The sequence below is a fragment of the Amycolatopsis heterodermiae genome (assembly GCF_034929455.1).
In the GTDB taxonomy this organism is placed as follows: Bacteria; Actinomycetota; Actinomycetes; order Mycobacteriales; family Pseudonocardiaceae; genus Amycolatopsis; species Amycolatopsis heterodermiae.
The window spans coordinates 288,083-313,718 of sequence record NZ_JAYFSI010000014.1 but is presented as its reverse complement, the minus strand read 5'-3'; the positions used below and the strand labels follow the sequence as shown (position 1 = coordinate 313,718).

17 protein-coding genes are annotated in these 25,636 nt (G+C 68.9%); 4 read left to right on the top strand and 13 right to left on the bottom strand.

The features are described from left to right. The first annotated feature begins 177 nt into the window (after positions 1-177). Complete coding sequence (gene mobF, locus VA596_RS42455) at positions 178-5,289, top strand: MobF family relaxase (protein ID WP_323335351.1); 5,112 nt, start codon at positions 178-180, stop codon at positions 5,287-5,289. Here the strand turns inward: mobF and VA596_RS42450 are convergent. Beyond that, positions 5,283-6,080, bottom strand: coding sequence for an NYN domain-containing protein (locus VA596_RS42450; protein ID WP_323335349.1), 798 nt, complete (start codon positions 6,078-6,080; stop codon positions 5,283-5,285). The two genes, mobF and VA596_RS42450, sit on opposite strands and share 7 nt — an antisense overlap. 246 nt (positions 6,081-6,326) lie before the next feature. Here VA596_RS42450 and VA596_RS42445 point away from each other — a divergent pair, with 246 nt between their 5' ends. Further along, complete coding sequence (locus tag VA596_RS42445; protein ID WP_323335348.1) at positions 6,327-7,517, top strand: hypothetical protein; 1,191 nt, start codon at positions 6,327-6,329, stop codon at positions 7,515-7,517. Positions 7,518-8,519: 1,002 nt separating this feature from the next. Here VA596_RS42445 and VA596_RS42440 read toward each other — a convergent pair. From VA596_RS42440 to VA596_RS42400, 9 genes are all read right to left on the bottom strand, one after another. Beyond that, positions 8,520-9,176, bottom strand: a complete 657-nt coding sequence (locus tag VA596_RS42440; protein WP_323335347.1) for a hypothetical protein — start codon at positions 9,174-9,176, stop codon at positions 8,520-8,522. Next, on the bottom strand, positions 9,173-11,053 hold the full coding sequence (locus VA596_RS42435) for a type IV secretory system conjugative DNA transfer family protein (RefSeq protein WP_323335345.1): 1,881 nt from the start codon (positions 11,051-11,053) through the stop codon (positions 9,173-9,175). The genes VA596_RS42440 and VA596_RS42435 overlap by 4 nt, the downstream gene beginning before the upstream one ends. 45 nt (positions 11,054-11,098) lie before the next feature. Beyond that, positions 11,099-12,064 (bottom strand): C40 family peptidase, encoded by a 966-nt coding sequence (locus tag VA596_RS42430; RefSeq protein ID WP_323335343.1) that lies wholly within the window; start codon positions 12,062-12,064, stop codon positions 11,099-11,101. Between the two features lie 158 nt (positions 12,065-12,222). Then, entirely contained in the window at positions 12,223-13,587 is a 1,365-nt protein-coding gene (locus tag VA596_RS42425; protein WP_323335342.1) for an ATP-binding protein, read from the bottom strand. Positions 13,588-13,754: 167 nt separating this feature from the next. After that, entirely contained in the window at positions 13,755-15,263 is a 1,509-nt protein-coding gene (locus VA596_RS42420) for an SCO6880 family protein (RefSeq protein WP_323335340.1), read from the bottom strand. Then, entirely contained in the window at positions 15,260-16,684 is a 1,425-nt protein-coding gene (locus VA596_RS42415; protein WP_323335338.1) for an ICP22 family protein, read from the bottom strand. The genes VA596_RS42420 and VA596_RS42415 overlap by 4 nt, the downstream gene beginning before the upstream one ends. Beyond that, positions 16,681-17,490 carry a hypothetical protein gene (locus tag VA596_RS42410; RefSeq protein WP_323335336.1) on the bottom strand — a complete coding sequence of 270 codons (810 nt, stop codon included), beginning with the start codon at positions 17,488-17,490 and terminating at the stop codon, positions 16,681-16,683. The genes VA596_RS42415 and VA596_RS42410 overlap by 4 nt, the downstream gene beginning before the upstream one ends. A 3-nt stretch (positions 17,491-17,493) precedes the next feature. Then, entirely contained in the window at positions 17,494-17,784 is a 291-nt protein-coding gene (locus VA596_RS42405) for a hypothetical protein (protein WP_323335335.1), read from the bottom strand. A gap of 91 nt (positions 17,785-17,875) precedes the next feature. Further along, positions 17,876-18,799, bottom strand: coding sequence for a P-loop NTPase family protein (locus tag VA596_RS42400; RefSeq protein WP_323335332.1), 924 nt, complete (start codon positions 18,797-18,799; stop codon positions 17,876-17,878). A 170-nt stretch (positions 18,800-18,969) separates the two neighbouring features. Between VA596_RS42400 and VA596_RS42395 the strand changes: the two genes are divergently transcribed. Then, on the top strand, positions 18,970-19,683 hold the full coding sequence (locus tag VA596_RS42395) for a hypothetical protein (RefSeq protein ID WP_323335331.1): 714 nt from the start codon (positions 18,970-18,972) through the stop codon (positions 19,681-19,683). A gap of 27 nt (positions 19,684-19,710) precedes the next feature. Here VA596_RS42395 and VA596_RS42390 read toward each other — a convergent pair whose 3' ends face one another. Continuing rightward, on the bottom strand, positions 19,711-20,919 hold the full coding sequence (locus VA596_RS42390) for a hypothetical protein (RefSeq protein WP_323335329.1): 1,209 nt from the start codon (positions 20,917-20,919) through the stop codon (positions 19,711-19,713). Beyond that, on the bottom strand, positions 20,912-21,394 hold the full coding sequence (locus tag VA596_RS42385) for a hypothetical protein (RefSeq protein WP_323335328.1): 483 nt from the start codon (positions 21,392-21,394) through the stop codon (positions 20,912-20,914). The genes VA596_RS42390 and VA596_RS42385 overlap by 8 nt, the downstream gene beginning before the upstream one ends. Before the next feature lie 469 nt (positions 21,395-21,863). Between VA596_RS42385 and VA596_RS42380 the strand changes: the two genes are divergently transcribed. Next, complete coding sequence (locus VA596_RS42380) at positions 21,864-22,928, top strand: cytochrome P450 (RefSeq protein ID WP_323335327.1); 1,065 nt, start codon at positions 21,864-21,866, stop codon at positions 22,926-22,928. Here VA596_RS42380 and VA596_RS42375 read toward each other — a convergent pair. Then, positions 22,882-25,224: a helix-turn-helix transcriptional regulator gene (locus tag VA596_RS42375; RefSeq protein ID WP_323335326.1), complete on the bottom strand. Its 2,343-nt coding sequence runs from the start codon at positions 25,222-25,224 to the stop codon at positions 22,882-22,884. The two genes, VA596_RS42380 and VA596_RS42375, sit on opposite strands and share 47 nt — an antisense overlap. Positions 25,225-25,636: the final 412 nt, after the last annotated feature.

Here is a 25,636-nt window from a genome sequence, read left to right as displayed (position 1 = left end):
GCGCCCCGCCCCCCACCCACACCCCCCCCCCACGCCCCCCCGCCGCCCCCTCCCCCCGCCGACCACGCCACCGCCACCACCTCACCCCAGCCCGCCCCTACCCCGCACACAGCACGTCTTGCAGACGTTCTGAACCAGGTGGGCTTCGCCAGATTTTCGGCGTAGTCTGATGTGGACATGATGGGCTTGCGCAAGCTGAGCCCTGGTGGTCATGAGTATCTCACGAACACGGTGGCGTGCGCCGATCGCAGCCGTGAGCTCGAGCCCGGCGAGCTGTTAAGTGACTACTACCTCTCCCGTGGTTACCCGGCAGGCCAATGGTTCGGCGCCGGAGCAGAGCACTTAGGACTCTCCGGCACAGTCACTCCTGCCCAGATGAACGCCCTGTTCGGCGAAGGCCGGCACCCGAACGCCGACGCCATCGAAGCCAAGATGATCGCCGGCGGCGCCACCGCCGCCGAGGCGCTGAAGGCAACTCGGTTGGGTCGGCGGTTCCCGCAGTACTCCGCGCTGGATCACCTGCGCTCCCAGGTTTCGCAGGCGTACAAGGACCACAACCGCCTGCATGGCCGCCCGATCGGCGCGCCGATCTCCGCAGCCACGCGCGCCGAGATCCGCCGCGGCGTGCAGATTCAGGCCTACCGCAAAGCCCATGACGGCGAGGGCCCGGTCAGCGACACAGAGCTGAACGAATGGCTGGCCGAGCAGAAACGGAACCTCAAGTCCGCGGTCTCCGGTTACGAGGCGGTGTTCGCTCCGGACAAGTCCGTCTCCATCGCGTGGGCAATGGCCTCGCCGGACCGGCAAAAACTCATCGTCGACATGGCCCGCCAAGCGGCTATGGAGACGGTGTCATACATGGAACGCAACATCGCGTTCACTCGCCGCGGGAACATGGGTGAGGCCCAGGTCGACGTCAACGGGATCACCGCGGCGATGTTCGAGCACTGGGATTCCCGCGCCGCGGACCCGCACCTGCACTTCCACGTGCTGATCTCCTCGAAGGTGCAGCGCAGCGACGACGGAGAATGGTCTGCTCTCGACGGGCGCACCATGTTCGCTGCGACGGTCGCCGCGTCGGAGCACTTCGACAACCGGCTGCGCGACCTGTTCCGCGAGCAAGGCGCCTCCTGGGTGCAGCGCGGCGCAGAGGGTGTCGACGTGAAACGCCCCGTGTGGCAGCTCGAAGGGTTGCCTGTCGAGCTGGTGAAGCTGTTCTCCCAGCGGCATCGCCAGTTCAAGGCCGCGCGCGCGAAGCGCATCGTCGAGTTCAAAGCCAAGCACGGGAAGGAGCCGACACCGAAGGACATCTTCGCCATCGACCGCGCCGCCCAGTACGACAACCGGCCCGGCAAACAACCCCCGAAGACACTGCCCGAACACCTCAAGGCATGGCGTGAACACGCGTTGACCCTCGTGCGAGCCAACGTCCTGGACAGCCTCGCCGATCGCATGTTCCTCAGCGGACGCGCGGAGCCAGACGCGTTCGACATCGCCAAGCTAGCGCAGGCGACGCGGGACGTGGTGTCGGACAACTACAGCCACTTCTCCTGGTGGAACCTCGCCGCCGAAGCCCACCGCCAGACCGCGCACCTCACGGTGCCAGTCGACAAGCGCGAACAGCTCGTCGACGACGTCGTCGACACCATCCTCGCCCAACCCGACACCCTCGCCCTCGTCGGCCCGACCGCAGTCAACGAACCCGCCTCACTGCGCCGCCGAGACGGCGAGTCAGTGTTTGTCGAGCACCGCTCCGCCCGCTACACCACCACGGCGACCCTCGCCGCCGAAGGCGACCTGCTCGCCTGGGCGCGCCGCGGCGGCGGCCATCGTCTGCGCGTCGACACCATCGAGAAGTCCCTCGCCGGCCAGGGCCTCAACGCCGGGCAGACGGAGATGGTGCGCCAGTTCGCTCGTTCCGGCCGGAGGGTGCAGCTCGCGTTGGCCCCGGCCGGGGCCGGGAAAACCTCGGCGATGAAGGTCCTGGCCACGGCGTGGCGGCGCACCGGGCACCGGGTCTACGCCTTCGGCCCGTCCGCTCGGGCGGCGCAGGAGCTCGGCTCCTCGATCGGGGCGAAGCCGCACACGCTGCATCAGCTGACCACCGCACTGCGGTTCGGGTTCGCGCGCGTCGCGTTCCCGATGGAGGCCGGGGACCTGGTGATCGTCGACGAGGCCGCGATGGCCGGCACCCACACGCTGCACAAGGTCGTGAAGTACGCCCTGAACAAGGGCGCCGATGTACGCCTGATCGGTGACGACGCGCAGCTGGCCGCGGTCGAGGCCGGCGGTGCGATCCGGCTGATCGCCCACGACGTCGGTGCCGTCCGGTTCCGGGAAGTCGTGCGGTTCCGCGGCGAAGACCGCAAGGAGCAGGCCGCGGCGTCGCTACAGATCCGGGCCTGGAATCCGAAAGGGCTCGAGTACTACTTCGACACCGGCCGAGTCGCTAACGGGTCATTGGAGACGATGCGCGATGCCGCGCGCTCACGCTGGCAGGCCGATCTCGACGCCGGCGTCCAGTCGCTGCTGATCGTCCCGACCAACGAAGACACCGTCGCGCTCAACATCGAAGCCCGCGAACTGCGCCTGCGCCGCGGGGCGATCGACCGCGGCCCCGAGGTGGATCTGCACGACGCCACGAACGCCGGCGTCGGGGACTGGGTCGTCACCCGCCACAACCAGCGCCTGCTCTCGCTGTTCGGCGGAAAGGACTTCGTCAAGAACGGCGACATCTGGACCGTCACCGACGTCCACGCCAACGGCAAGATCACCGTCCAGCACCGCGTCCACAAGGCTGCGATCACGTTGCCGGCCGGGTACGTCCAAGCGCACGTCGAGCTCGCTTACGCCGCCACCATCAACCGAGTCCAGGGCATGACCAGCACCGGCAACGCGCACCTGCTGGTACCGCCGACGATGACCCGCGAGCAGTTCTACCCCGGCATCACCCGCGCCATGCTCCGCAACTTCGCCTACGTCGTCACCCACCATCACGTCATCGACCAGCACCGCGAAACCCCCGAACCAGTGTCGCCGCGGTCGGTGCTGACCGGCGTGCTGAGCCACTCCGGCGCCGAGGTTTCGGCGACCGAAACGTTGCGGGAGGCCCAAGATGAGGCGGTGTCGATGGGCACGCTGGTGCTGCGCTACAACTACACCGCCACCTACCGCGACGAGGACCGCTACCGCGACATCCTCAGCCGTCACGCCCCCTCCACCGTCGATCTCGACAGCGAACCGTCGCTCATCCAGACGCTGCGCAACGCCCACGACCTCGGCTGGGAACCCGACCCGCTCGTCACCGCCGTCGTGCGCTGGCGCCTGTCCCTCGACGACGCCGACAACCCCGGCGCGGCGCTGCAAGCACGCATCAGAAAGCACCTCGAACGCCGCCGGCCGCCCTCACCGACCGCACCACCCCAACCGGCCGATGTGTCCCGGTGGCGGGGCATCGTCGACGCGATCGCCCCGCACGTGGCCGTCGAAAACCCGGAATGGGAGAAGATCTGGATCCGCGCGGCCGGCGCGCTGGCGGTCGGGTTCGACATCGATGCCGCGGTGACCACCGTCGCGCACCAGCTGGCTGGGCGTCCGGTGGTGCCGGATCCGATGCCGGATGACCGCTACGCCGACGCCGCTCTCGCCACCGAACTGCAGCGCCGGGGCGAACGCGGCGAGGCCCACGTACGAGCCGTTCCCTGGCTGGCCCGCCCGGACTTCGCCCACGTCCGGCACCACCCGGGGCACGCCCAGTATCTGCATGAGATGAACCACGCCATCGCCGACCGCGTCGAAGTGTTACGCGCCGCGGTGATCCGCGATCAACCCGCATGGGTATCGGACCTCGGGCCGCGCCCTGACAACCCGATCGCTGCTGAGGATTGGGACGACCTGGTCGGCCTGGTCGCCGCCTACCGCGAAACCTTCCGCATCAAGGGCGAAGCGCCACTGGGCGGTAAGCCCGATAGTCACGGAGCGAGGGCGCACGCCTGGCGCACGCTGTCCGCGCGGTGGGACTCCTTCGGCGGAGCGCCGCCGCCCACGTCTGCCTCGCCCTCACCTGTCAAGGCGCACACAGCCGACCAGACCTCCCGGATGGACGACGTGTTCACCGAGTTCGAGCACGCCGAGGAACGCGTCGTCCTCGAGCCCCTCAACGTGCTCATCCGCCGCTACGAGCTGCTGGCCCGCGACGGGGACGAAGACCGCTACCTCGACGTCCTCGCCCGCTACGTCCCCGACGCGGTCAACGCCGCCGCCGAGCCCGCCGTCCTGAACGCGCTGGCCAACGCCCAGGATCAGGGCTGGCAGGCCGAACGGCTGGTCCGCAAGCTCGCCGACGAGAGCGGGTTCTCCTGGGCCAGCGACCCGGCTGCCGTCCTCGCCAAACGCATCGCCGAGCACGTCAGCGAGCACCGGCCGCCGGCGCGCATCGGGGCACCGACCGACGAGCAAGTCGACCGGTGGCGCAGCATCGTCGCCGGGCGCCTGCCGGACGCGACGGTCACCGACGAGCAGTGGGGCATCGTGTGGCGTCACGCCGCAGGCGGGACCGCTATCGGCGTCGACGCCGACACGGCCCTCACTGACGCCCTCGCACGTCTGGCCGATGGCATCTCACGGGACGGCGCCGACGACTACCGGCGTGCTGGTGAAGCGCTCGTGGCCGCGCTGGCCGACCGCCACCGTGCGGGCGAAGGACTGCACGCCGCGCTCCCATGGCAAGCCCAGCCGGACCTCGGAGCGCCCGGTGAGCACCGTGGTGCCCTGGAACGGCTGGACGGGCTCAACGGCGAGATCGCCGCCCGCGCCGACCAGCTACTGGACCAGGCGCAGCGGGAGCAGCCGCGGTGGATTGCGCAGCTCGGTCACCGGCCGGGCGATTCCGGTCAGGCAGTGAACTGGGATCAGGCTGTCCGGCTGGCAGCGGCGTACCGTGAAACCTACGGAATCACCACCACCGATGCCGCCTCCCCGCTCGGCCTGCGACCCGCCGGCCATGGTCCCAAAGCCGTGGCCTGGGACCAGATCACTACCCAATGGAGGCAGCTGATGACCACGCCAGAACCACAGGACGCCGCATCGGATGCGATGCTGACCGTTGAATCCCGCCGCGACACCCTCGTCGCCCTGCGTGACGAATTCGCCAGCGGCGTCGCTGCCCGCACCCAGCAGCTCCAGGACGAGAAGGACGGTAAGGAGGCACGCCGCGACGAGGCTGCCGATGAGTACGACGGTCGCCATGAAAGCCTTGGCGACGACCTGCACCGCGGAATGGGCTACTGACCGTTGCGAAGATCCGGGCCGGGCCGCTGGCGATCGTCCAGCACATACACGACGCTGGCCTTCCCGTCGGGCGCGGAACGGCGCTCAATCTGAAACAGCGTCGTGGCTTCGATCAGGCCGGACAGTTTCGGGTAGCCGTAGTTGCGGGCGTCAAAGTCCGGGCGCCGTTTGAGGATGATGTTCCCGACCGCGCCCAGCGGCGCCCAGCCGTCCTCATCGGACGCCGCGTCGACCGCGCTGCGCAACAGGGTCACCAGTCCGGTGTCCTGTTTCAACTCGGCGGCTGATCGTCGCGGGTTCGGCTTCTCCATCGTGCCAACCGGGCTCGCCGGGCTGGCTACCCGGACCAGGTTTTCGGTGTAGACGAACTTGTCGCACGCCGCGACGAACGGCGCCGGTGTCTTGCGTTCCCCGAATCCGTACACCGTCAGCCCGGACTCGCGCAGCCGCGAGGCGAGGCGGGTGAAGTCGCTGTCGCTTGATACCAGGCAGAATCCGTCGAACCGGCCGGTGTAGAGCAGGTCCATCGCGTCGATGATCATCGCCGCGTCGGTGGCGTTCTTGCCGGTGGTGTAGGCGAACTGCTGCATCGGCTGGATCGACGCGGTCAGCAGCTGTTCCTTCCAGCCGCGTAAGTTCGTGCCGGTCCAGTCGCCGTATGCGCGCTTCACGTGGGCGGTGCCGTACTTGGCGACCTCAGCCAGCAGTCCGTCGATGGTGCCGGGCTGGGCATTGTCCGCGTCGATCAGGACAGCCAGCTTCGCCGCATCGGAGTTGGCCACGGTCGTCATTCCCTTCACCTGCTACATCGGTGATCGTCCGTCGACGCGCCCGGGCGTGCGACTCCGCGATCTTGCCAAGCGTGCACGACGCCGGCTTACCTGGCAACGGGAAGGCCCGCGGCGGCGCCACGCACCAGAGTCCTCCTCGAGCTGGCTTCGGCATCGGCTGGCGCGATCCTGGCTTCGGTCTCTCAGGTTCATCACCTAGTGACCCTGCCTCAGCGCGGGGTTGGCGGATCGAGTGTGATGGTCGGTATGACCATCTTTTCGGCACTTGGGCGGACTGACTCATCCTCGCGTGCGCACGCGGAAAGCCATTTCGGCTTCCTCGACCGGGTGGCGGGGCACTACTGGGACCAGGTCCGGGGGCTGATCGAGGACTGGTTCTCTCGGCTCTGTCCGGACGCCCAAGCGGACGTCAGAGGACGGCTGCGCTCCCGGGATGACCGGCAGTGCAATGGGGCCTTCTTCGAGTTGTACTTGCACGAGTGCCTTCTCCGGATGGGCTACGCGGTGACCTGCCACCCGGAAATCGAGGGATCCAGTCGCCGTCCTGACTTTCTCGCGGAGAAAGATGGTGCGGCCGTCTATGTCGAAGCTCGCTCAGCGTCGTCCAGCGATGTCGTGGTGGGCGCTGTCGCGAGGGTCAACACTCTGTACGAGTCGCTTGACAAGATCGACAGCCCGAACTTCTTCCTGTCGATCGACGTGGAGAAGCAGGGAGGCGGCCCGCTTCGGGCGCGTCCGCTGCGCTCAAAGCTGGAGAACTGGCTCAGAGAGTTGGATCCAGACGCATACACGGATCGCGGGAACGGCCGCCACGACTTCCCAGATCTGTCCTACGCAGCAGACGGGTGGCGGATCCAGTTCCACGCGCTCCCGAAGTCACCTGAAGCACGCGGGAAAGAGGGCGTGAAACCGCTGGGGATCTTCGGCGGCGGACAGGACTTCCCGGTGCATGACGAGGAGGGGGTCAGGAGTGCGTTGAGCGACAAAGGCTCTGCGTACGGGCCACTCGGTGCTCCGTACATCGTCGCGGTGGCGTCGAGCAGCATCATCAACGATGACTTCGACGTGAAGAACGCCCTGTACGGCACTGAAGCCCTACTGATCGGCACCGGCCCTGGCGGTGATACCAACCCGGCCGTCGTCCGCGATCCCAACGGCTACTGGTACAAGGGCGACCACTGGGGCCACCGCCACGTGTCGGCGGTGCTCGTCGTCAAGCAACTTCACCCCGCTTTCGTTGGCACCAAGCAGCACACCGTCTGGGAGCATCCAGACCCTGAGTGGTCCGTCCCGCCGCTTCCGATGTGGCGGCGATCTACCGTTGACCCACATGGCGTAATCCATTTCGCTGATCCGGCGCGCGCGCCGACGGAGTGGTTCGGCCTGACAGACCCGTGGCCGATCGGGGAGCCCTTCTCGACGCCGAGTCACTCATAGGGCCGCCAGACTGGTGCGCCCCAGCCCATGCCGACCTGCACTGTTTCACGCCACCTTGTCGCTCCGGCGAATGCCACGTCCAGCTCGCTGTTCACGACGGAGCGGACCCCGGTTCCGCTTCGTCATCCAGCTCCACGACCTGTAAGTCCTCCTGCGGCGCGGCGCGCTTGCCTGCGGCGAAGGCATCCTCGACCTCCGGGTTTAGCCTCCGCGGCCGGCTGTGCCGAACGACAACCGGCACCGGCCGCGGTTTCTCTTCCGTGTCACTCACCAGCTCCACTGGCTTCCATTGAGGTTACTCGACCTCGGACTGCCGGGATTTCCGACACAGAAGACTACGGTTAACAATAGAATCGCAGCATGATCTACTGACGTTCGTCAAAGAACGCACCGTTGGCACTCAATCTACCGATGCCTATATTCGAAAGTCATCAAGCACATTCATGCCCGGAGCATCTAAGACCGGATATCCGGTTACGGTTTCATGCGCTTTCGCGCAACTGCGCCTGCGCCTGCCGTCAGCGCGCTCACGCCTGCCAGCAGGCTTGGAGCCCACGGTCCCGCGAAGTACGCAAGCGCAACCAACGCAGCCAAGCCAGCAACGACGGCCACTAGCGCTAGAACCAACCACAGCGTGAACCAGATGGGCGCCGTACCTTCCGGGAAGAGCCGGTCCAGCACCAGCTTGAGAGTCGCGTGACTGTCGGAAGGAGGGTCACCACTGTCGGCGGGAGACGTCATACCCAGATCATGGCCCAGTTATCCCACCCAGGGTACCCGGTGAATCACTTAACGTAGTCAAGGCAGAACTCAGTGATATTTGTACAACAGCGTCAAGTTCAGGCTTAACTAGGGGGGCAGACTGGCAATTCTCTGACCAGCGATAATTACTCTGAGCAACATTGATGGCTTCGCAAAATCAACCATTCAGACCACTGGCACACCTACAGACATGTGATGCATATCACTTCTGGCGCCGTGTGTCTGTCGCTTTGCCGCCTTTCATAACCCGGTGTCGTCTCGAGCGACGGGAGCGCCGTCTCTGGTGGTGGAGGCATATGATTCTTCAAGAGTGAAGCGGTCTGCCAGTGGCATCGCGCCTACGGCCTTGTGGACCTCGGTGAGGCACTGCTGGTGAGTCCACTCGGTGATCATGCGTTCGGCGAATCCGGCCCGCCACCGGTCGTGCCAGTACTGGGCGTCGCTGGCCTTGGCGCCCTTGCCTAAGTGCGCGGCCCGCCACGTGTAGGTCAGCGTCGCCAGTTCGGCCACCAACCCGGGGTGCTTTGGCCAGCAGTCGGGGATCGCGACCGCGCGGGTTCCGCCTTTGCCGACGTAGACGGCGTTGTAGTACTGCACGAAATTGGTGACAGTGAATACCGGGGTCTGCTCCCGATGCTGCTTGTCCTCCGCGGCCGGCGGTGCCGAGAACGGCAACCACGGCGCCATCCGCGGTTTGTTTTGGGCGTCGCTCTCCAGCTCCGCGATCTTCCCGTTGAGCTGCTCGATCTCCGACTGCTGGGACTGCACCCTGTCCCATAGTTCCTCGGTCATCGCATCGAGTTCGGCGCGCGACCGGGCGGGCTGCTGTTCCGGCTGCGTCGTTCGGTCGTTCGGTCGCTCGGGTTCCGGGGTGGTGATGTCGTCGTCTTCGGTCATCGCCGCGGCTCCTGAATGTACGGACTGCCCGCCATCGTCGGCGGGAGCGGGCGGGGATACCCGTCTGTGCCGACCGGGGTCTCGCCGCGGCGGATAGCGGCGACATCGGCCTTCAGCTGAGGCCAGTCCGGGCGTTGTCCGACGTCGACGGTGCGGCCGAGGATCGGGCGGAGGTTGCCGTGCAGGATCAGGACCCGGTCGCGGTCGAGGGTGCGGATGTCCCCGGCGCGCAGCGTCGGGACGGTTTCCTCGCCGCTGGCGCCGCGTCCGGGGCTGAAGATCCCGTCGCTGTGGTGCTGGTGAGTGCGGCGGCGGTGGTACCCGGACAGTGTGGACAGCCACTCGAGGGTCTTGTCGTCCTTCAGACCGGGGAACGCGGTGAGGGTGAGGGTGTTGTCGATCAGCTGGAGCCGGCCGGGTTCACCGTAGAGCTCGTCGAGCTGGGAGCGGGACTGCGCGGACCAGTGGATCAGGACGCCGCGCCCGGCGGAGTCGGCGATGATCGCCGGCAGCCGCGGCACCGGCGTCCCGGCGAACAGTTCGTCCAGGATCGCCGTCATCGGCGGTTCCAGCCGGCGTCGTTCACAGCGCAGCGCGGTGTCCTGCGCCGTGGTGAGGATCTGCTCCACCACGGCGGTCAGTACTGCTCGGGCCTGGGGTGCCTGGTGTTCGCCGGCGACGATGAACAGGCTGCCGCGGCGGCGCAGGAACTCGTCGACGTCGAGTTCCTGCCCCGGTGCGGGGGTGGCGAAGTACCTGATGGCCGGGTTCATGAACGGCTCGATCGCCCGCCGCACGGACATCCAGACCGCATCGGCGGTCTCGGCGACCATCCCGATCTCCGAGCGCAGGTTGAACGCCAGCTCGGGGAACTGGTGCCGCAGCAGTTCGACCGGCTCCTGATCCGGTGGCTTGGTGACCGACCAGACGACCAGGTCGCGGACCGTCCGGTGATGTACTGCCGCGGCGAGCAGGTAGGCCTGCAGCACGATGGTGGCGCGGCCGCGGAACACCGCATCGTTGCCGCCGAGGTCGTCCAGCCCGAGTGAGGATGCCTCGATCAGCGTCTCCGCCCGACGCAGCGCGACTGCGGGGTCGGCGCAGCCGGTGATCGGGGACCAGCGGGCGTGCGCGGGCCAGGACAGGGTGCCGGTGGCGTCGATCACCAGCACTGGCCCGGCGTCGGGGCGGCGGGTGCGGGCCAGCAGGCACCACTCGGCGAGGTCGTTCTTCGTCGTCGACGCGATCAGCGCGCCTGGCGCGGCGAGGACCTTGTGCACCAGGTCGGTGCGGCTCTTGCCCGAGCGGGTCGGTGCGATCGTCCCGGTCGGGGTCTCCAGCGAGGTCACCAGCCGCTGGCGCCGGGGGCCTCGATGTAGCGGGACCGCGATCTGCTCGACCGGCGCGGTCCGGCGTTGCTCGTCGGTGAGGTCACCGCGGGTCCACACCGCGGTCGTGCGCGCGGCGGCGACCGACAGGGTCCTGGTCATCTCGCGGCGGGTGGCGTGTCCGGCATCGGTGGGAGCCACCCGCCGCCAGACCGGGATCGCGGCGCCGACGGTGAGGCCGGCGGCGAGCATGGTGATCGTGGTGAACCAGATGTAGAACGCGATCTGGTGGTCGCTGACCGCGCCCGACCACGGGATCGGCAGCCCTGGCCCAGGATCAGCGGCGTGGAACGCGACCGTCAGGGCGAAGCCCGCCCATGCGGTGATCGGGGGCCAGGTCCACGTGCCGGTGAAGAACCCGGTCACCAGAACGGTCGCAGCGATGACGATCGCGCCGAGCGTGCACAGTATCGCCAAGGCGGCGACCGCCAAGCCCATCAGGGCAACGTCGCGGTCCAAATTGAGTGTGTCGGTGTGTGTGCGCGGCATCGGCCGCTCCTCCCGGACAGCGGGAGGGCAACGCCACGAGGGTCATCAGAGTGGGCTCCCTCCCGGTGGCGGGGAGGGCAAATCTGGGTCGGCGATCCGGCGGATCGCGACGACCTTCGCGGTCCACGCGGAGAGGGGTTCGAGGATGACGCCGGTGCCGGTGTCGTAGGCGTCGACGATCAACCCGTGCCCGGCGTACATCCCCACGTGCCGCGGCACCTGCGCGGTCCCGAGCGAGCCGGGGATGAACAGCAGATCGCCGGGTTGGACCTGCTGGATCGAGGTGACGGCGTGTCCGGCGTGGACCTGGCTGACGGTGCCGGCGGGGATCCCGACTCCGGCGGCGGCCCAGGATGCGAGCATCAGTCCGGAGCAGTCGTAGGCGTTCGGGCCTTTCGCGCCCCACACGTAAGGTTTGCCGAGCTGGCCCAGGGCGAAGCCGACCGCGGCACGCTGGTGGACATCGTCCGGCAGCGTGAACCCTGGTGGCAGCTTCGTCGGGTCGACCTGGCCTGGGTCGCGGGGGACGTCGGATCCGCCCTGGTCGGGGCACAGCGTTTTCGCTTGGACTGCCTCGGTGCCGCCGCCGGGCGCCGCAGGCGGGGTCGGGTTGTCCGGTCCGGTCCAGAACCGATCCACGATCGCGGCGGCGGCTGGTTCGCGTGGGGCGTAGCGGTCGGGGAAGCCGCTGCGCTGCACGGCCTGCTCGGCCCGGCCTGGGGCCATGGTGTCCCAGCCGGGCAGGGCGATCAGGGCGTCGAGGAACTTGCCCGTGGCGTAGACGGGGTTGAGGATCTCTTCGCGGGTGCCCCAGCCTTGGCTAGGGCGTTGCTGGAACACCCCGAGGGAGTCGCGGTCGCCGTAGTCGAGGTTGCGCAGCCCGGATTCGACCATTCCGGTGGTGGTCGCGAGGACCGCGGCTCGTCGCGGCAGCCGGCGTTGCTGGACGACGTCGGTGATGGTGCGGGCGATGTCCATCTCGTCGGCGCCCAGTTGCTGGCGGTCCACCACGATCGAGCCACCGCCCGGGCCCCCTTGGTCGCATCCGGTCAGTTGCCCGAGCGTTGCGGTGGCGGCGGGCCCTACCAGTAACGCCAACACGAGGGTCGGCAGGAGCACAAACCCGACGAGAGCAGCACCTACCGCAGCGACAACACCTGTGGGTCTCGTCATAGCATCGCCGCCAATTTACTGCTGTGTAACGAGTTCTGCTTCCGCGTGAGTTGAGCGTTGGTATCGAAGATCTGCCGCTCGGTCCGGCTGAGCACAGTCTGAATCCGAAGTCCGGTCCGGTTCTCGATCTTCCACAGCGCCCGCCCCTGCCGGTCATTCGCCCACCCGGTCGTGGCTTCGTGTTCCTTCTCCGACAGTACAAGGACATCAGCCAGTTCAGCCGCCACGCGAGTCGACTGTCCAAGAAGGACACGAATTGAGCACAGCGCCAGCAGATCCCGCGCGATGGCGACTTCTTGGGAACCGGTGGCGCCGACGGAGAGGAAGTCGCCGGGTTTGTGGCTGACCAGCACCTGGATTTTGCGTTCCGCGCGCGAGAGCCGAAGTTCACTGTCGACTGCCTGGACCGCGCGCAGGCCGAGGCGCAGTTGCCGCCAGATCTCGTCGCGGACGACGATCCGCAGCTCCCCGTCCTCCTGCAGATCCGTGGCCAGCGACGACCACGAGCCCAAGCACGTCAGCGCGACGGCGACGGCCTGGTCGCCGCGCGTGCGTAGCCGCGAGAGGTCGAGGCTCTGGATGGGGGCGTCCCAGTCGACGGTGAAGTTCGTGGCCGTGTCGAACAGCCCCGCCAGCGGGCCGCTGATCAGGTTGGCCAGCGCGTCGGTGATCGAGCGCAGGTGGTCGAGGAACTGGCGGCGCCCGGCGAAGCGCAGCTCTTGCCAGAGCTGCTCGTCCGGGTCGGCCAGCGCCTGGTGGACGTCGGGGATGGTGATCGGCTTGAGGCGGGTGTAGCCGTCGTGGACGCCGAGCAGCTGCCGCAGCACCGCCGAGAGCGCGGCTTCGTCGGTGACGGTGGGCCGGTAGCCCTGGGCTTCGGCGAGCGCGACCAGCAGCTGCACCCACCGGCCCAGGACCCCGTCGAGCTCGTCGCGTTGCCGTTCGGTGGACCAGGTGTCCCAGCGGGCGGCGAGGGGGCCGAGGTCGAGGGCGTTGAGGCGGGCGGTGCTGCCGCGGCCGAGCATGATCGGCGTGACACCCAAAGCGTTTAGCAGTGGGGTGTATTCGCCTTTGACGTCGCCGGAGATCAGGGTGCGGACGCCGGTGAGCATCATCCGCAGCAGGAACGCCACTACCGTGGAGGACTTGCCTCGGCCGGGTTCACCGAACAGGACGAGGTTCGGGTTGGTGCAGATTGAGCGGAGGACGAATTCGACCGGGTGCAGGTAGAACGCGCCGCCGGAGTGGACGTCGTAGCCCATCCGCGCCCCGACCGCCGGCAGCGGGCTCGCCGCCAGCAGCGGGAACAGCCCGCCGATCTGGTGCGTGCCGGCCTGGTAGACCTGCAGCGGCGCCGCCACGGGCGACCACCCGTATCCCGGCCGGGCGAATCCCCGTCGAGGCGCGGCCCGCTGGTTCACGCGAGCGCTGCGGCCGTCCGGACGGCGGCGTCCGGGTGGGCGGGTGCTGACCGCGGGTCCGAAGGTGGCGAGCAGTTCCGCTGCCGTCCGCTCGTCGCTACGGCGGCTCACGACGCACCGCCCCGAAGGCGGGGCAGCCCGACACCGACGGGCAGGACGGCGGCGACGAACCCGGCGTCCTGGGCCAGTTCCATGCGCAGGAGCTGGAAGCGGCCGGCGATGTCGTTCTCCAGCTTGGCCGCGTGGTCCTCGACGTTCCACGTCTCCGGGATCGTCACCGCGGCGGCAACAGCGAATCGGACGATCCCGTGCCCGGCCGCGACCGCGTGCTCCTGCGCCCGCGCCCCACCCGCCTCCCGGGCCTCCGCGGCGCCGGCGTTGAAGCCTTTCGAGGACTTCCAGTCCCGCATCACGCCTGTGCGGAACCGCAGCCGGCGCACCGCTCTGCGGGACCGATGCTGTGACAGGGTCTCGTAGTGGATGGCCAGGCTGCGGCGCTCGCCGGCGGTTTTGACCGCCAGCAGCCCGCCCAGTGATCCGAATACCGTCCCGGCCTCGGGCATCAGCACCGAGTAGGACACGGTGGCGAAGCCGTCGTGGTAGTAGGCCCGCGTCGAGGGTGCTGGGGCGTGCACGGGCCCGGCCGTTGCCCAGCGCACCCCGGCATCACCGTCGGGCTGGTGGCGGTGCGCGGCGAGCGTGGCGGCGGTGGCCGGGTTGAACCCGGTGCGGATCGCCACCGCCAGTTCCGGGCCCGAGAGCCACTTCACGCCGGTGGCGCCGAGGGACTTGAGCTTGTCCTCAAGCCCGTCCAGGACGCGGTAGAGCACCGCGGCCCGGCCGGCGACCCCGCCCCCGGCCGCGGCGGCCGGGCGGCGCAGGGCGTCTTCGGTTCCGGAGAGGGTGACGAACACTTCGTGTCGGACCGACACCGCCCCGACCAGCCGGTCCAGCTCCACGTTCGCCTGTCGCGCGAGCGCGGGGGCATCCGGGACGTCGTGGTCGGCGCGCCATGCCTGGTAGTCGGCGCCGTCGTCGGGGACGGTGCGCACCAGCAGGCTCATCCGGTCGATGACCTCGCGGTGCCCGATCGACAGCAGCAGGTTCCCGAGCCGGTTGGCCAGCCGTTCGCATTGGGCGTCGGAGAGCATCCCGACCCCGGCGTGGGTGAGGCGGGCGGTGGCGCCCCATCGGCCCTCGCCGGTGTCGTGGATCAGGCACACCCGGCCCGCATCGCGCAGGGGTGGGCCGTCGGGGAACCGCAGCCGGGCCAGCACTCCGGGCAGATCTGGCTCATCGAGGTCGGTGGTCTGGCCGGTGACCGCGCGCGACTGCCACCGCGACCAGCCCAGCGCGATTCCGGCGCGGTAGAGCAGCAGATGCCCGAGCCAGCGCAGCGCCGGGCGCCCGCGGAACGGCACCACGACCAGGGCCGCCGCTGTGCCGCAGAGACCGCCCAGGGCCAGCGCTTGGCCGAAGCGTCCGGCGGCCAGTGCGAGAATCACCGGGATGGCGAGCCCGATGCACACGAACGCCTGCACGGGGGTCAGCCCGATGATCCAGCCTGCCCGCTCTCGGCGGGACAGTCCTTTGTAGATCCGGGTCGCGGCGTTCACAGCAGCACCGCGGCTTCCTCGGCCTCACCGGCCGCAGCACCACCACCGCCGCCGTCATCCGGTGGCCCGCCCGTCGGCTTCGGGACCGGCGGGGTCGGTGGCCCGGTATCTCCCCCTGGTTCTGGAGGTGGCGACTCGCCGCTGCCGTTGCCATCGTCGTCGGCGGGCGAGGCTGCGCTCGCGCCGCCGGTATCACCGGTTTCTGTCGTGGGCGATGTTGTCGTCTCGGCTGGGGGGTCGGTTCCGGAGTCTGGTGCACCGCTGCCGCCGGTCGCGTCGGCGTCGGCCGCGTTGCTGTCGGGCTTCGTGGCGGCATCGTCCGTCCCGTCAGGCGCGTGCTCGTCGCTGCTCGCGTCAGGCAGCCCGGTGGTCGTGTCGTCGGCGGCGGCTGCTTGGTCGAAGCGGTCGACGTTCGCCTGCTCCTGGCTATCGCCATCGTCGTCGCTGTCACCGTCGTTTCCGTTGTTTTTCAGGTCTTTGCGGGCCATTTTCCCGAACGCGCCCGCTGCGCGACCGGCGATGCTGTTGGCGCCGTAGGAGTCCAGACCCGCGTCCGCGAGCTTGTCCCGGAACACGCCTTGCGGGTCGGAGTCGGGGTCGACGAACGCGAACAGCTTGAACAGCACCAGCGGCACAAACAGCGCGAGGAACAGCACCCCGATGCCGGCCAGCAGCCCGGACAGGCCCTGCGCGCCGCCGACGATCGCGACGGCCAGCACCAGCACGAACGCCAGCGCGGGTTTCATCACGATCGCGACCAGGCCCCACCGGACGACTGTCCAGTACCATCGCGCGGTCACCTCGGCCATTAGCCCGGCCGCGGCGATCGGGATCGTCGCGACCACGACGTCGATCGTGGCCTCGCGGAACACCGCCTCGAACGCGAACCCCAGCCCTGCCGGGATCACCCCGAAGGCCCCGGCCAAGCCCAGCGCCACGTTCTTGACCTCATCCGACAGCGCGTCGGTGAAGCCGGTCATGTTCAACGCGTCGCGGAAGTTCCCCACCCGCAACCCCGTCGACAGGATCGCTTCGGTCAAGCCGTCGGCGGCGGCGAGGAACGCCGCGACCACGCCGACGGTCACCGCGAGCGCGATGCCGTACTGGAAGGGCCCGGTGATCAGGCGGACGAAGCCGCGGCCGCCGTGCAGGACGGTGGTGATGATCTGCCAGAAGAGCAGGCCCAGCGCGATGGCGCCGGAGATCCACAGCGTCATCGGCCACAGGATCGACACCGGTCCGTCCGTGGTGGACACGGTGAAGAGGGAGAACTTGTCGACGAGCTCAAAGGCGGTGCGCAGGATGAACAGGGCGGCGGCCCAGGTGGCCGCCATGAACGGCTCGAGGATTCCTGCCGCGGTCGCGCCGATCGCTTTGCCGGCGAGGCCGCCCAGCTTGTCGAGCAGGTCCAGGGGGTTCACCGGGCACCGTCGCGGATCAGGGGCCGGTAGCCGGCCGCGACCGATTCGGCGCTGCCCGGCCACGCGCAGGCGGCGTAGGCCGCGCGGGCGCCGGGGGCGATCCGCCAGGCGGTCCCGGTCCGGCGCAGGGCCTGGCAGTCGCCGATGCCCATGCTCGTGGTCTGGCCCTGGTAGTCGAAGCTCAGCTGACCGAGGGTGCAGACCACCGCGAACCGGCCGTCGTCGGCGGTGCCTTTGATCAGGCCCTGAGACACGTCGTAGGTCACCGCGAGGCCGGGCGTGAGCTCGCCGGGCCGGATGCCGGCCTCGTTGCGGAATGACGTCAGCAGCGCGAGCGGACCGCTGCCTTGCAGGGACGGGGCGTGCGGGAGCGCGGATTCGCCGTAGGCCCGCGCGTAGGTGGCCGGGTCGCCGCCGCGCAGCGCGGTCTCGTTGAAGTCGGTCAGCCAGCCGAGCGCGCCTTCCGCGGTGGCGGGGAAGCCGTCGGAGATCACGCGGTTCGCGATGGGCGCCGGTCGCGGGACGGTGATCGGCGGTCCGGCCGTGGCGGTGGTGAGTTCGTGCGGCAGGGCTGCCTCGGGTGGCAGGGTCAGCATGTGCCGGGTGGCCAGGGCGGTGGCCTCGTCGACCGGCGCTGTGGGTGTCGGCGAGGGCGCGGCGCCAGGCGGGGTCGTGGTCGGCGGCGGTGGTGTCGTTGTGTGGCGGGCAACCAGTACCACGGCGACCGCGGCGACGAGCAGGACGACGATGATGATCAGGCGGCGCGTTTGCGTGCGGGCGCGCGGCGATTCGGTGGTGGTGAACATGGCTCAGCCGCCCGCGAAGCTGTTGATCAGCGACCAGCCGATGCCGTAGAGGATCGCGCCGGCGACGGCGCAGAGCATCATGACGACGCCGACTTTCCCGGCGCGGTGATGGTCGACCCAGCGGCCACCGGCCCAGACGATCAGCCCGACGAAGAAGCCGAAGACGAGGGCAACACCCGCGCCCCACTTGACGTTGTTGAGCAGCCCCAGGATCTTGTCGCCGCCAACCGGGGGCTGCACCGGTGTCGGATTCGGGATCTGGACGAGCCAGTCGATGACAATCTGCGCGGACACGGCGCCCTCCACATCGCACCGCCCGACGTCACGTCAGGCGGGTCAAGTGGGAGGGCGTTGAAGTTCTTCTCAGCAGAGCGGCGGGATGGGCTCAGCCGGTGTCGGGCTCGGCGACACGGCCGTCACGCCCACCAGCAGGCGGCGGCCATCGGAGGTGCAGGCGGTGTGTCCGCTGCGGCAGCACCCGCCAGGAACGGAGGAGGCCGTCGGCCGGCGTCCGTAGCGAGGCGGGTGTCACGTCCTCGGTGATGCCATGGGTGGCGACCTCACGATTGTGGGGAAAGAACACCGCGTTGGGTAGCAGGACGCTGGTTCGGCGCCCCGCGGTGCCCACGACCCCCTTCGGCCAACGGCGAGCACCGACGACGAGCAGTTGTGTGGGCGGGGTGACCGCGCCTGCGCGCACCCACGGAGCAAGGCGGGACAAGACCTGTTCGGCGTGCGCAAGGCCGGGCACTGTGGGTCGCACCACCAGCGCGGGAATCGGTGACGGGCTGCCGACGCGCAGCCACTGCCCCGGCCCGAGCGCGGGGTCGGTCGCGAGCCGCCAGGGGTCGTGTCCGATGTCGACCACCGTCACGTCGACGCCGCCACCGCCTGGGTGCCAGTACAGCGGCGGCGGAAACAGCACCGGCTCTTCGGTGGTCGCTGCTACGTCGAGGCGCGCCAGGACTGCGCGGGCACGCCGGGAGAACCGGATGCCAGCTGCAAGGCCGGGCCCGTTCCGTCGTGGCCCATCTGCCCGCGCAGCGCGTCCCAATCCGGAACGAACCGGATCACCTGCGTCGACGAGCAGAACCGAGCGACCCGCCAGCTGGAGCGCATCGGCGATCGCGACGGCGGTGCTCGTGGCCCCCGCGCCGGGAGAAGCGGCCAGGATCGGCAGGACCCGGCCGAACGGTGACCAGTCGACCAGCTCAACCGCCGCCTCCACGGGCGCGGACGGCTGCCGCTCAGGCTCAGGCGAGTCCACACGGGAGTCAACGTCCGCGGGTAGGTTCTCGGATGTGACCATGACAGCCTCCCCTCAGCGGTAGTGGTGCGCCGGTGAAGGGTGCGGCGGTCACAGCGGGACCGTGCTCCAACCCCCTGTACGGGGTGGCGTGGGTTGCTTTCCCTCGGTAAACCGAAGATACTCGCAACGAGTGTGGCTCTTTGCATTCGATGGTAGACCGAACTTGCGATGTGTCAAACACGATCGATCGCGGCGAAGTCTGTACCAGATGGTCACGACAACGGGCGGGGTGCGGTGTGGGACGACGATATGAGGACGAGCCGGTTTTCGACAGCTGGGAATCGACCTCGCCGGCGCACCTGGACTCGCCGATCCCGCACCGTCCCTACGCTGCCCAGCAGCAGCTCACCCTCGACCTGCTTAACCTGGACACCTTTGCCGAGCGGTTGACCTACCTGTTCGAGCACGAATCGACCTACTACGTGCTCGAGGGTGAGCCCGTCGTGGATCCCGACGAGATCGCCCGCCTGGCCGCCGACGAGGACCCCGATTTCCGAAGTTTCGTTGCCCGGGTCCCGCTGGTGGCGCGCTGGGTCCAGGCCCGCAGCGGAGTCACAGTGACCAAACAGGCCCTGCATAACTTCAAGGGCGGGATCCGCGAAAACACCCGCCCGTCGATCACCAAAGGCCTGGCCGCGTTCTGGCGGATCCACCGGGACCTGCTCGACCCCCACGTGGGGGCCGCGGAGTTCGAAGTGCCCTACGACGAGACCGACCGCCGAGCTCACGAGCTGATGATCGAGATCGGCGGGGTCGGGGTCAACGCCCGGACGATCGCCAGCCGTCTGGGCGGCGCTCGCGAAGCGGACAAGCAGCTGTTGCTGAAGGTGCTGGAGCGGATCGCCCGGAATCCCCGCGACCCCGGCCCCGAGCGGCCCCGCTGACAGTCCGACACTCCGGCACCTCCGCCATCACATCCGGCTGCCGGCGGCGGGTTGTCGCGGTCCTATCTTCGTCGCCAGCCGCTGTACCCGGCGCTCGCTCAACGCCTCACCGACAGCGGCCAGCCAGACCCGCCGCGTGCCGTCGTCGACGCGCAGACGCTCGGTTTCCGGCCACCACACCTCTGCCTCTTCAGCGTCGTCGGTGGTGTCATCGGAGATGTGCTCACCCGATGGGCGTGACAAGTGCGCGACGAGGGTGGCAGTCGCGATCTCGATCTCCACGGCAGCGGCCATCGATTCGATGTTCAAGCCGTAGACAAATTGCAGGTCCTGCCGGATCGCACGGCGTATCGCATCATCGATCATCTGGTTCACGATGAGCAGCGCGTCCTCGATCTCGACCAGCTGTTGCGGCTGGGTCAAAGGGGGCCGGCGACGGCTGGCGAGCAGGATCCGCGTCCGCCCCCACAGGTGCTCGATCGCAGCGTCCTCGCGTTGCTTGCGGCGCCGGTCGCGCCGGTCGAACACTCGGCGGGTCGCCGCGGCGAACGCCGAGCCCAGGATGAACAGCAGCAGCCCGGCGGCGTCGGTGAACACTCCGAAGTGGCTGCCCCGGGGCAGATGGTGCGGGTCGGCCAGCAGCCGCAGAGCGCCGCCGAAGCGCCAGCACAGCCCGACCAGCGACACCGCGATACCGAGCTGGGCGAGGGCGACGCCGCCGCGGACCCCGGCCACCTCGCCCCTCGCCACCACGGTCAGCCCGAGCAGCAGCAGCGCGAGCCAGCCGACCATGTAGCCCAGGTAGATCGCGCTGTAGAGCTGCGAGGACAACGAGGGGTTGCGGGGTGAGGCGAAGAAGGACGTGTGTGCGCCGGCCAGCACGTAGAGGGTGGCCATCGCCGCGGCACAGACCACGAAGATCGTGAGCACGCCGGGCATGGGAAGGCGCAACTGGCCGAGGGTGTGCAGGAACGCGGCGACAAATACCATCGCCAGCATCCCCAGCACGTTGTGGGCCACGATCGCGACGTTGTGCAGGCCGGTGACGTTGTCGGCCCAGTCCAGGGTCATCGGGTCCCCGGCCGCCATCGACAGGGCCATGCACGCGATGCCGGCGGTGAGGAAGTGGCGGCTGGAGGTGTAGCCGACCCCGCGGTTGACCAGCATCTTCCTGCCCGATTCCGCCACGCCTGCGACGGCGGCGCCGTACCAGAGGACGGTGACCGCGTCAGCCATCGGCGTACAGGTGGTGACGGGCGCCGAAGGCGGCGCGTAGGGCCGTACGGCCGGGCGGGAGGTGGCGGTAGCGGTGGCGCGTGGTCCCGGCCCGCACGTGCGCTTGCAGCTGGTGGGCGAACTGCTCGGCGTCGAGCTCGCGCTGGTTCTCGGTGCTCGTGCGGCGGCTGCAGACGTAGTCGCCGGGGTGGTCCAGCACCCAGTGGCCGATCTCGTGGAAGACGATGTGGTAGACGTGCGCCGGGGCGGCGGCGGCCGCGACCCCGAGCAGGCAGTCCGTGCGCACGCGCATCATCAGTCCGGTGGTCCCGCTGCGCCCGGTCAGCATCCGGCCCAGGACGACGGTCATTTCCCGTTGTTTCCCGACGGCTTTGAGGAAGGCGCGTAGCTCGAACGGGTACCGGATCGGCAGCGTGGCGATGATGGTTTCGCAGCGTCGGCGGAACTCCTGGTCCTCGTTTCTTGTGTGATTCAACTTTCTCCCCTGGATGTTGTGTCGGTCCAGCCGGTCCCCACCGGCCTCCTGGTCACTCCCCGCAACGATGGATCTTCATCGCAGCAGGTCAAAGCGTTTCCGCCATCCTGACGGACGCGATAAACCTCCGACGCCCCGAGACACCCGTTGGATCCCGCAATGTTCGTTTGCGGGGGTCGTGCGGGGGTGTTTGCGGTCGGTGCGGGGTCGATGCGTGTCCGCATATTTCCCACGCGGACCGCGTTGGTTCCTGGTGGAGGGTTGATTCTGCGGTCGGCGAACGACTAGTCAGGAGGTCATGGTGCTGAATTCGGGGGACGCGCCGACGCGCGGGACTGTCACCGATCCGGTGACGTTGGCACGGGGGTTCAACCATCTAGATCCCGCGGTCGCCGCGACGGCATACGAGACGCTGGGGGCGATCCGGCGGGGGTGTCCGGTCGCACGCAGCGGACAGCTGGATGGGTTCGTGCTGGTCACCGGGTACGACGAGGTCCGCGAGGCCGCGCAGGCGCCGGACCGGTTCAGTGCCTACGTCGAGGGGCTCGGCGCGGCGGCGGTGGTCACCGAGATGCGGGAGGCGGTGGCGCCGATGTTCGAGACCGACGAAGAGCACCATCACCAGTGGCGGCGCGCGCTGGGGAACTTCTTCACCCCGGCGGCCGCGGCGGCCCAGGAGCAGTACGTGCGGGCGATCTGCCGCGAGACGCTGCAGGAACTGATCCCGCACGGGGCGGCCGACCTCGTCGGCGGCTACACCCAGCAGGTGCCGCCGCTGGTGATCGGGCGTGTCCTCGGGCTGACCGAGCTGGAGCGGGCGTGGCTCTCGGAACATGTCCGCGCGCTCTACGGCGCCGAGACCTTGGCCGAGGCCCAGCAGATCGGCCGGGTGTACGCGGACTTCCTGCTCGGGCAGATCCGCGAACGCCGCGCCCACCCCGGCCGGGATCTGCTCTCGCGCATGGTCACCGCCGAGGTCAACGGCCAGGCCGCGGGCGAGGACGAGCTGGTCAAGATGACCATGCTGATGGTCGCGGCCGGGTACCTGACCACCGCCGACGCCTGTGCCACCGCGATCCTGCAGCTCCTCGAAGACCCGGCGCTGCGCGAGCGCGTGGCGGGCGACCCAACGTTGCTGGGGCCATTCGTCGAGGAGCTGGTCCGCTACGAGCCGGCCGTCTCGGCCACCGGCCGCACCGTCACCACCGACACCCACCTGGGCGGGATGCCGCTCTCCCCCGGAGACCGGTTGCTGCTGGCGTGGGGCAGCGCCAACCGCGACGAACGCCTCTTCGCCGACGGCGACGTCTTCCGGCTCGACCGCGAACGCAGCCGGACGCCGCACCTGGGGTGGGGCGCTGGCGAGCACCGTTGCCTCGGCCGGCACCTGGCCCGGATCGAACTGCGGGTCATGCTGGAGGAGCTGCTGCGCGCGGTCCCCGATTTCCGGCTGCAGCCGCACGCGACCGTGCGGCGCACGTTCGGGGTCATCCGCGGCGTGGCGGCGCTTCCGGTGCAGTGGAGCCGACGCTAGGGGCCACGTACGCCTCGTACCACTCGACCAGCTCGGCGCGGCCGCGCAGGTTCAACAGGCGGTAGATCTTTGTCAGGTCGCCCTCGACCGTCCGCGCCGAATTGTGCAGGGCAGCGCCGATCTCGATATTCGACTTCTCGTCGCTGACCATGCGCGTGATCTGCCACTGCCGTTCGGTCAGCGCCGGTGACGTGGGGTTGGCGTCGCCGAGGGCGAAAGACACGATGCGGTCGTCACGCCACCGGCCACCGGCGTCCCGTGCCGCCTCGAACACTTCCTCGCCGATGGCTTCGATAACCGCGGCGATCGCGATATCCCGATGATGGCGCCACCCGGGCAGGCCGTTGAACCGGACGCCGTGGCGGGCCTGCAGGCTGTCCGACCCGCCGTACAGGTACGCCGCGCTGAGGTAGTCATCAGCCAGGACCCGCTTGCGGGCTTCCTCTTCCACACCCCAGGCGGGACCCCACAAGTCGCCGAGTTTCACCTGCGCGCGCAGCGCATTGCGGGCGCTGGCCTGCGGTTGGGAGCCTTCGGGAAGGCCGCGAGTCCATTCCGCCCAGGTGATCGCCCATGCCGCGCCGCTGGCGTAGGCCGCATCGAGGCACCACTGCGACATGCGGTCGGCCTCCCCGACCGGCCCGAGCAATCCGGCGGTGAGCGCGTGGAACAGCCCTGCCATGTATTCCGAGCCGTCGGCGCCGGCCGCGCGGAATCCCTCCCGCGCCGCCTCCAGCTTCGCATAGCCGCTGCGCAGCCCCAGGGCCAGCGCGTCGTAAGTGCCATCGACGAACTGCACCGCCGGGGATTTCTCCACCCCAATCTGCTGGGCAAGGTGGAGACAGTCGTCGCGGTGAGCTTTGCCCCGCTCGCGGGCGCCGAGTGCGGTCCAGATCCACCCGACCATCGCCAGCGCCGAGACCCGCGCCGGTGACGGCTTCGCCGACTCCGCCTGAAGGAGTTTTTCGACCTGGCGGCAGACCGGAATCTCGGTAGCGAAGAAGTACGGCGCACCAGTACGCAACAGGTCGACCATGATCGTCATCCCGCGCTCCACCTGCCCGCGTTCGGCACACCACGTCACCACGGTGGCGATGTTGCCGGACTCGGCGTCGACCCCGCTCAGCCAGCACATCTCGTCCGGGCCGAACCAGCCTTCCGCCGCCTCCCGCACCAGCTGCGCGACCCACGCGCAGAGACGTTCCTCGATCGCGTCCTGGTCGCCGAAACGCCGCAGACACCGGCGGCCGTACTCGCTCAGGTAGTTGTGCTGCCGATACCGGCCGTCCGCGGACGCGCCTTCGATGATCGAGTGCTGGACCAGGTAATCCAGCGTCGTCAGGATCTCGGCACGGTCGACGACGGCGTCGGCGCAGACCTGCTCGGCCGCCTCGAGGGTGAAGCCGCCGGTGAACACCGTCAGCCGGGCCCACACCCGCTGCCGCACCTCCGAGCACAGCTTCCAGGACTCGCCGATCGCCACGTCCAGGGCCAGATGGTGCGCTTGGACTCCGCGGGTGCCCGGGGCATACCGCAGCGACAGCCCGCCTTCCAGCCGGTCGAACACCACGCGCGGTGATCGTCCGGTGCTCAGCTGGGCCGCGACGAGTTCCAGAATGAGCGGGATCCCGTCCGACCAGCGCACGAGCTGAACGATCACCGACCAGTCGTCCTCGGCGGTCAGCGGCCGCCCGGCCAGGGCGGCGCGGTCCTGCAGCAACCGGACGGCGTCGCATTCCTCGGCTTCCGCGCGTCCGGCGTTCTCCCCTGGGATGCGAAGCGGATTCAGGTGCACGATCCGCGCGCCATGGATCTGCAGCCAGGCGCGGCTTGTCGCGATGATCTGCAGCTGCGAGGCCTGGTTGATCAGCAGGTCCACGAGCTCCTGGACGGGCCCGAGTAGGTGTTCGCAGTTGTCCAGCACGAGCAGGACGCGCCGGTCGCGCAGAAACCCGGTCAGCACGTCCAAGGGTTGTGCGTCAGGCTGGTGATTGGCGACACGTAAATCTGCCAGCAGCAAGGTGCAGATTCGCCCGATGGTCGGTTCGCCATCGGCCTCATCGCTCATTTCGGCGAGGCGAACGAAGGCCGCCGCGTCGTAGCGATCGCGGCGCCGCCGGAAGACTTCTCCGGCCATGCGCGTTTTTCCGACTCCGCCACTGCCCGTCATTGTGACCACGGGAGTGCCTTCGTCGAGATAGCTTTCCACCTCGGTCACCTTGTGCAACTGACCCACGAACGTTGTCGGATAGGCCGCGCCCGGCGGGCCCGCACCCGGCGATGGTCTACGCGCCATGATGCAAGCGCGTCGCACCGGCGGTGACCGTGCTTCGTGCTGCTGCGGCTTGCGCCTCCGGCATCGCTCCTCCTCGTACCGTCCCTGCTCGTCACGGGCCTCGATCGGTTCCCGTCACGCCCCTCGCCGGCGAGCACCGCGTTCACCCCAGGTGTGCCGCGCTCCGCGTCATGTTTCGTACCACGGGTAGCACCGTGACCCTCAAGCGTTAACCATCGGAACACTCAATCGGGTTAATCGTCCACACCTTGTCGCAGCGCATCGACTGCACCGAGTAACAGTCGACTCGCCTATCGATCGACCGAAAACACCAGCACCGCAAAGATCACAAGAAGGGTATAGATGCACACTTTCTGCAACATCACACAGGAAGGCGCCCAACAAGCACACGCGGGTCCGCCATCTGCGAACA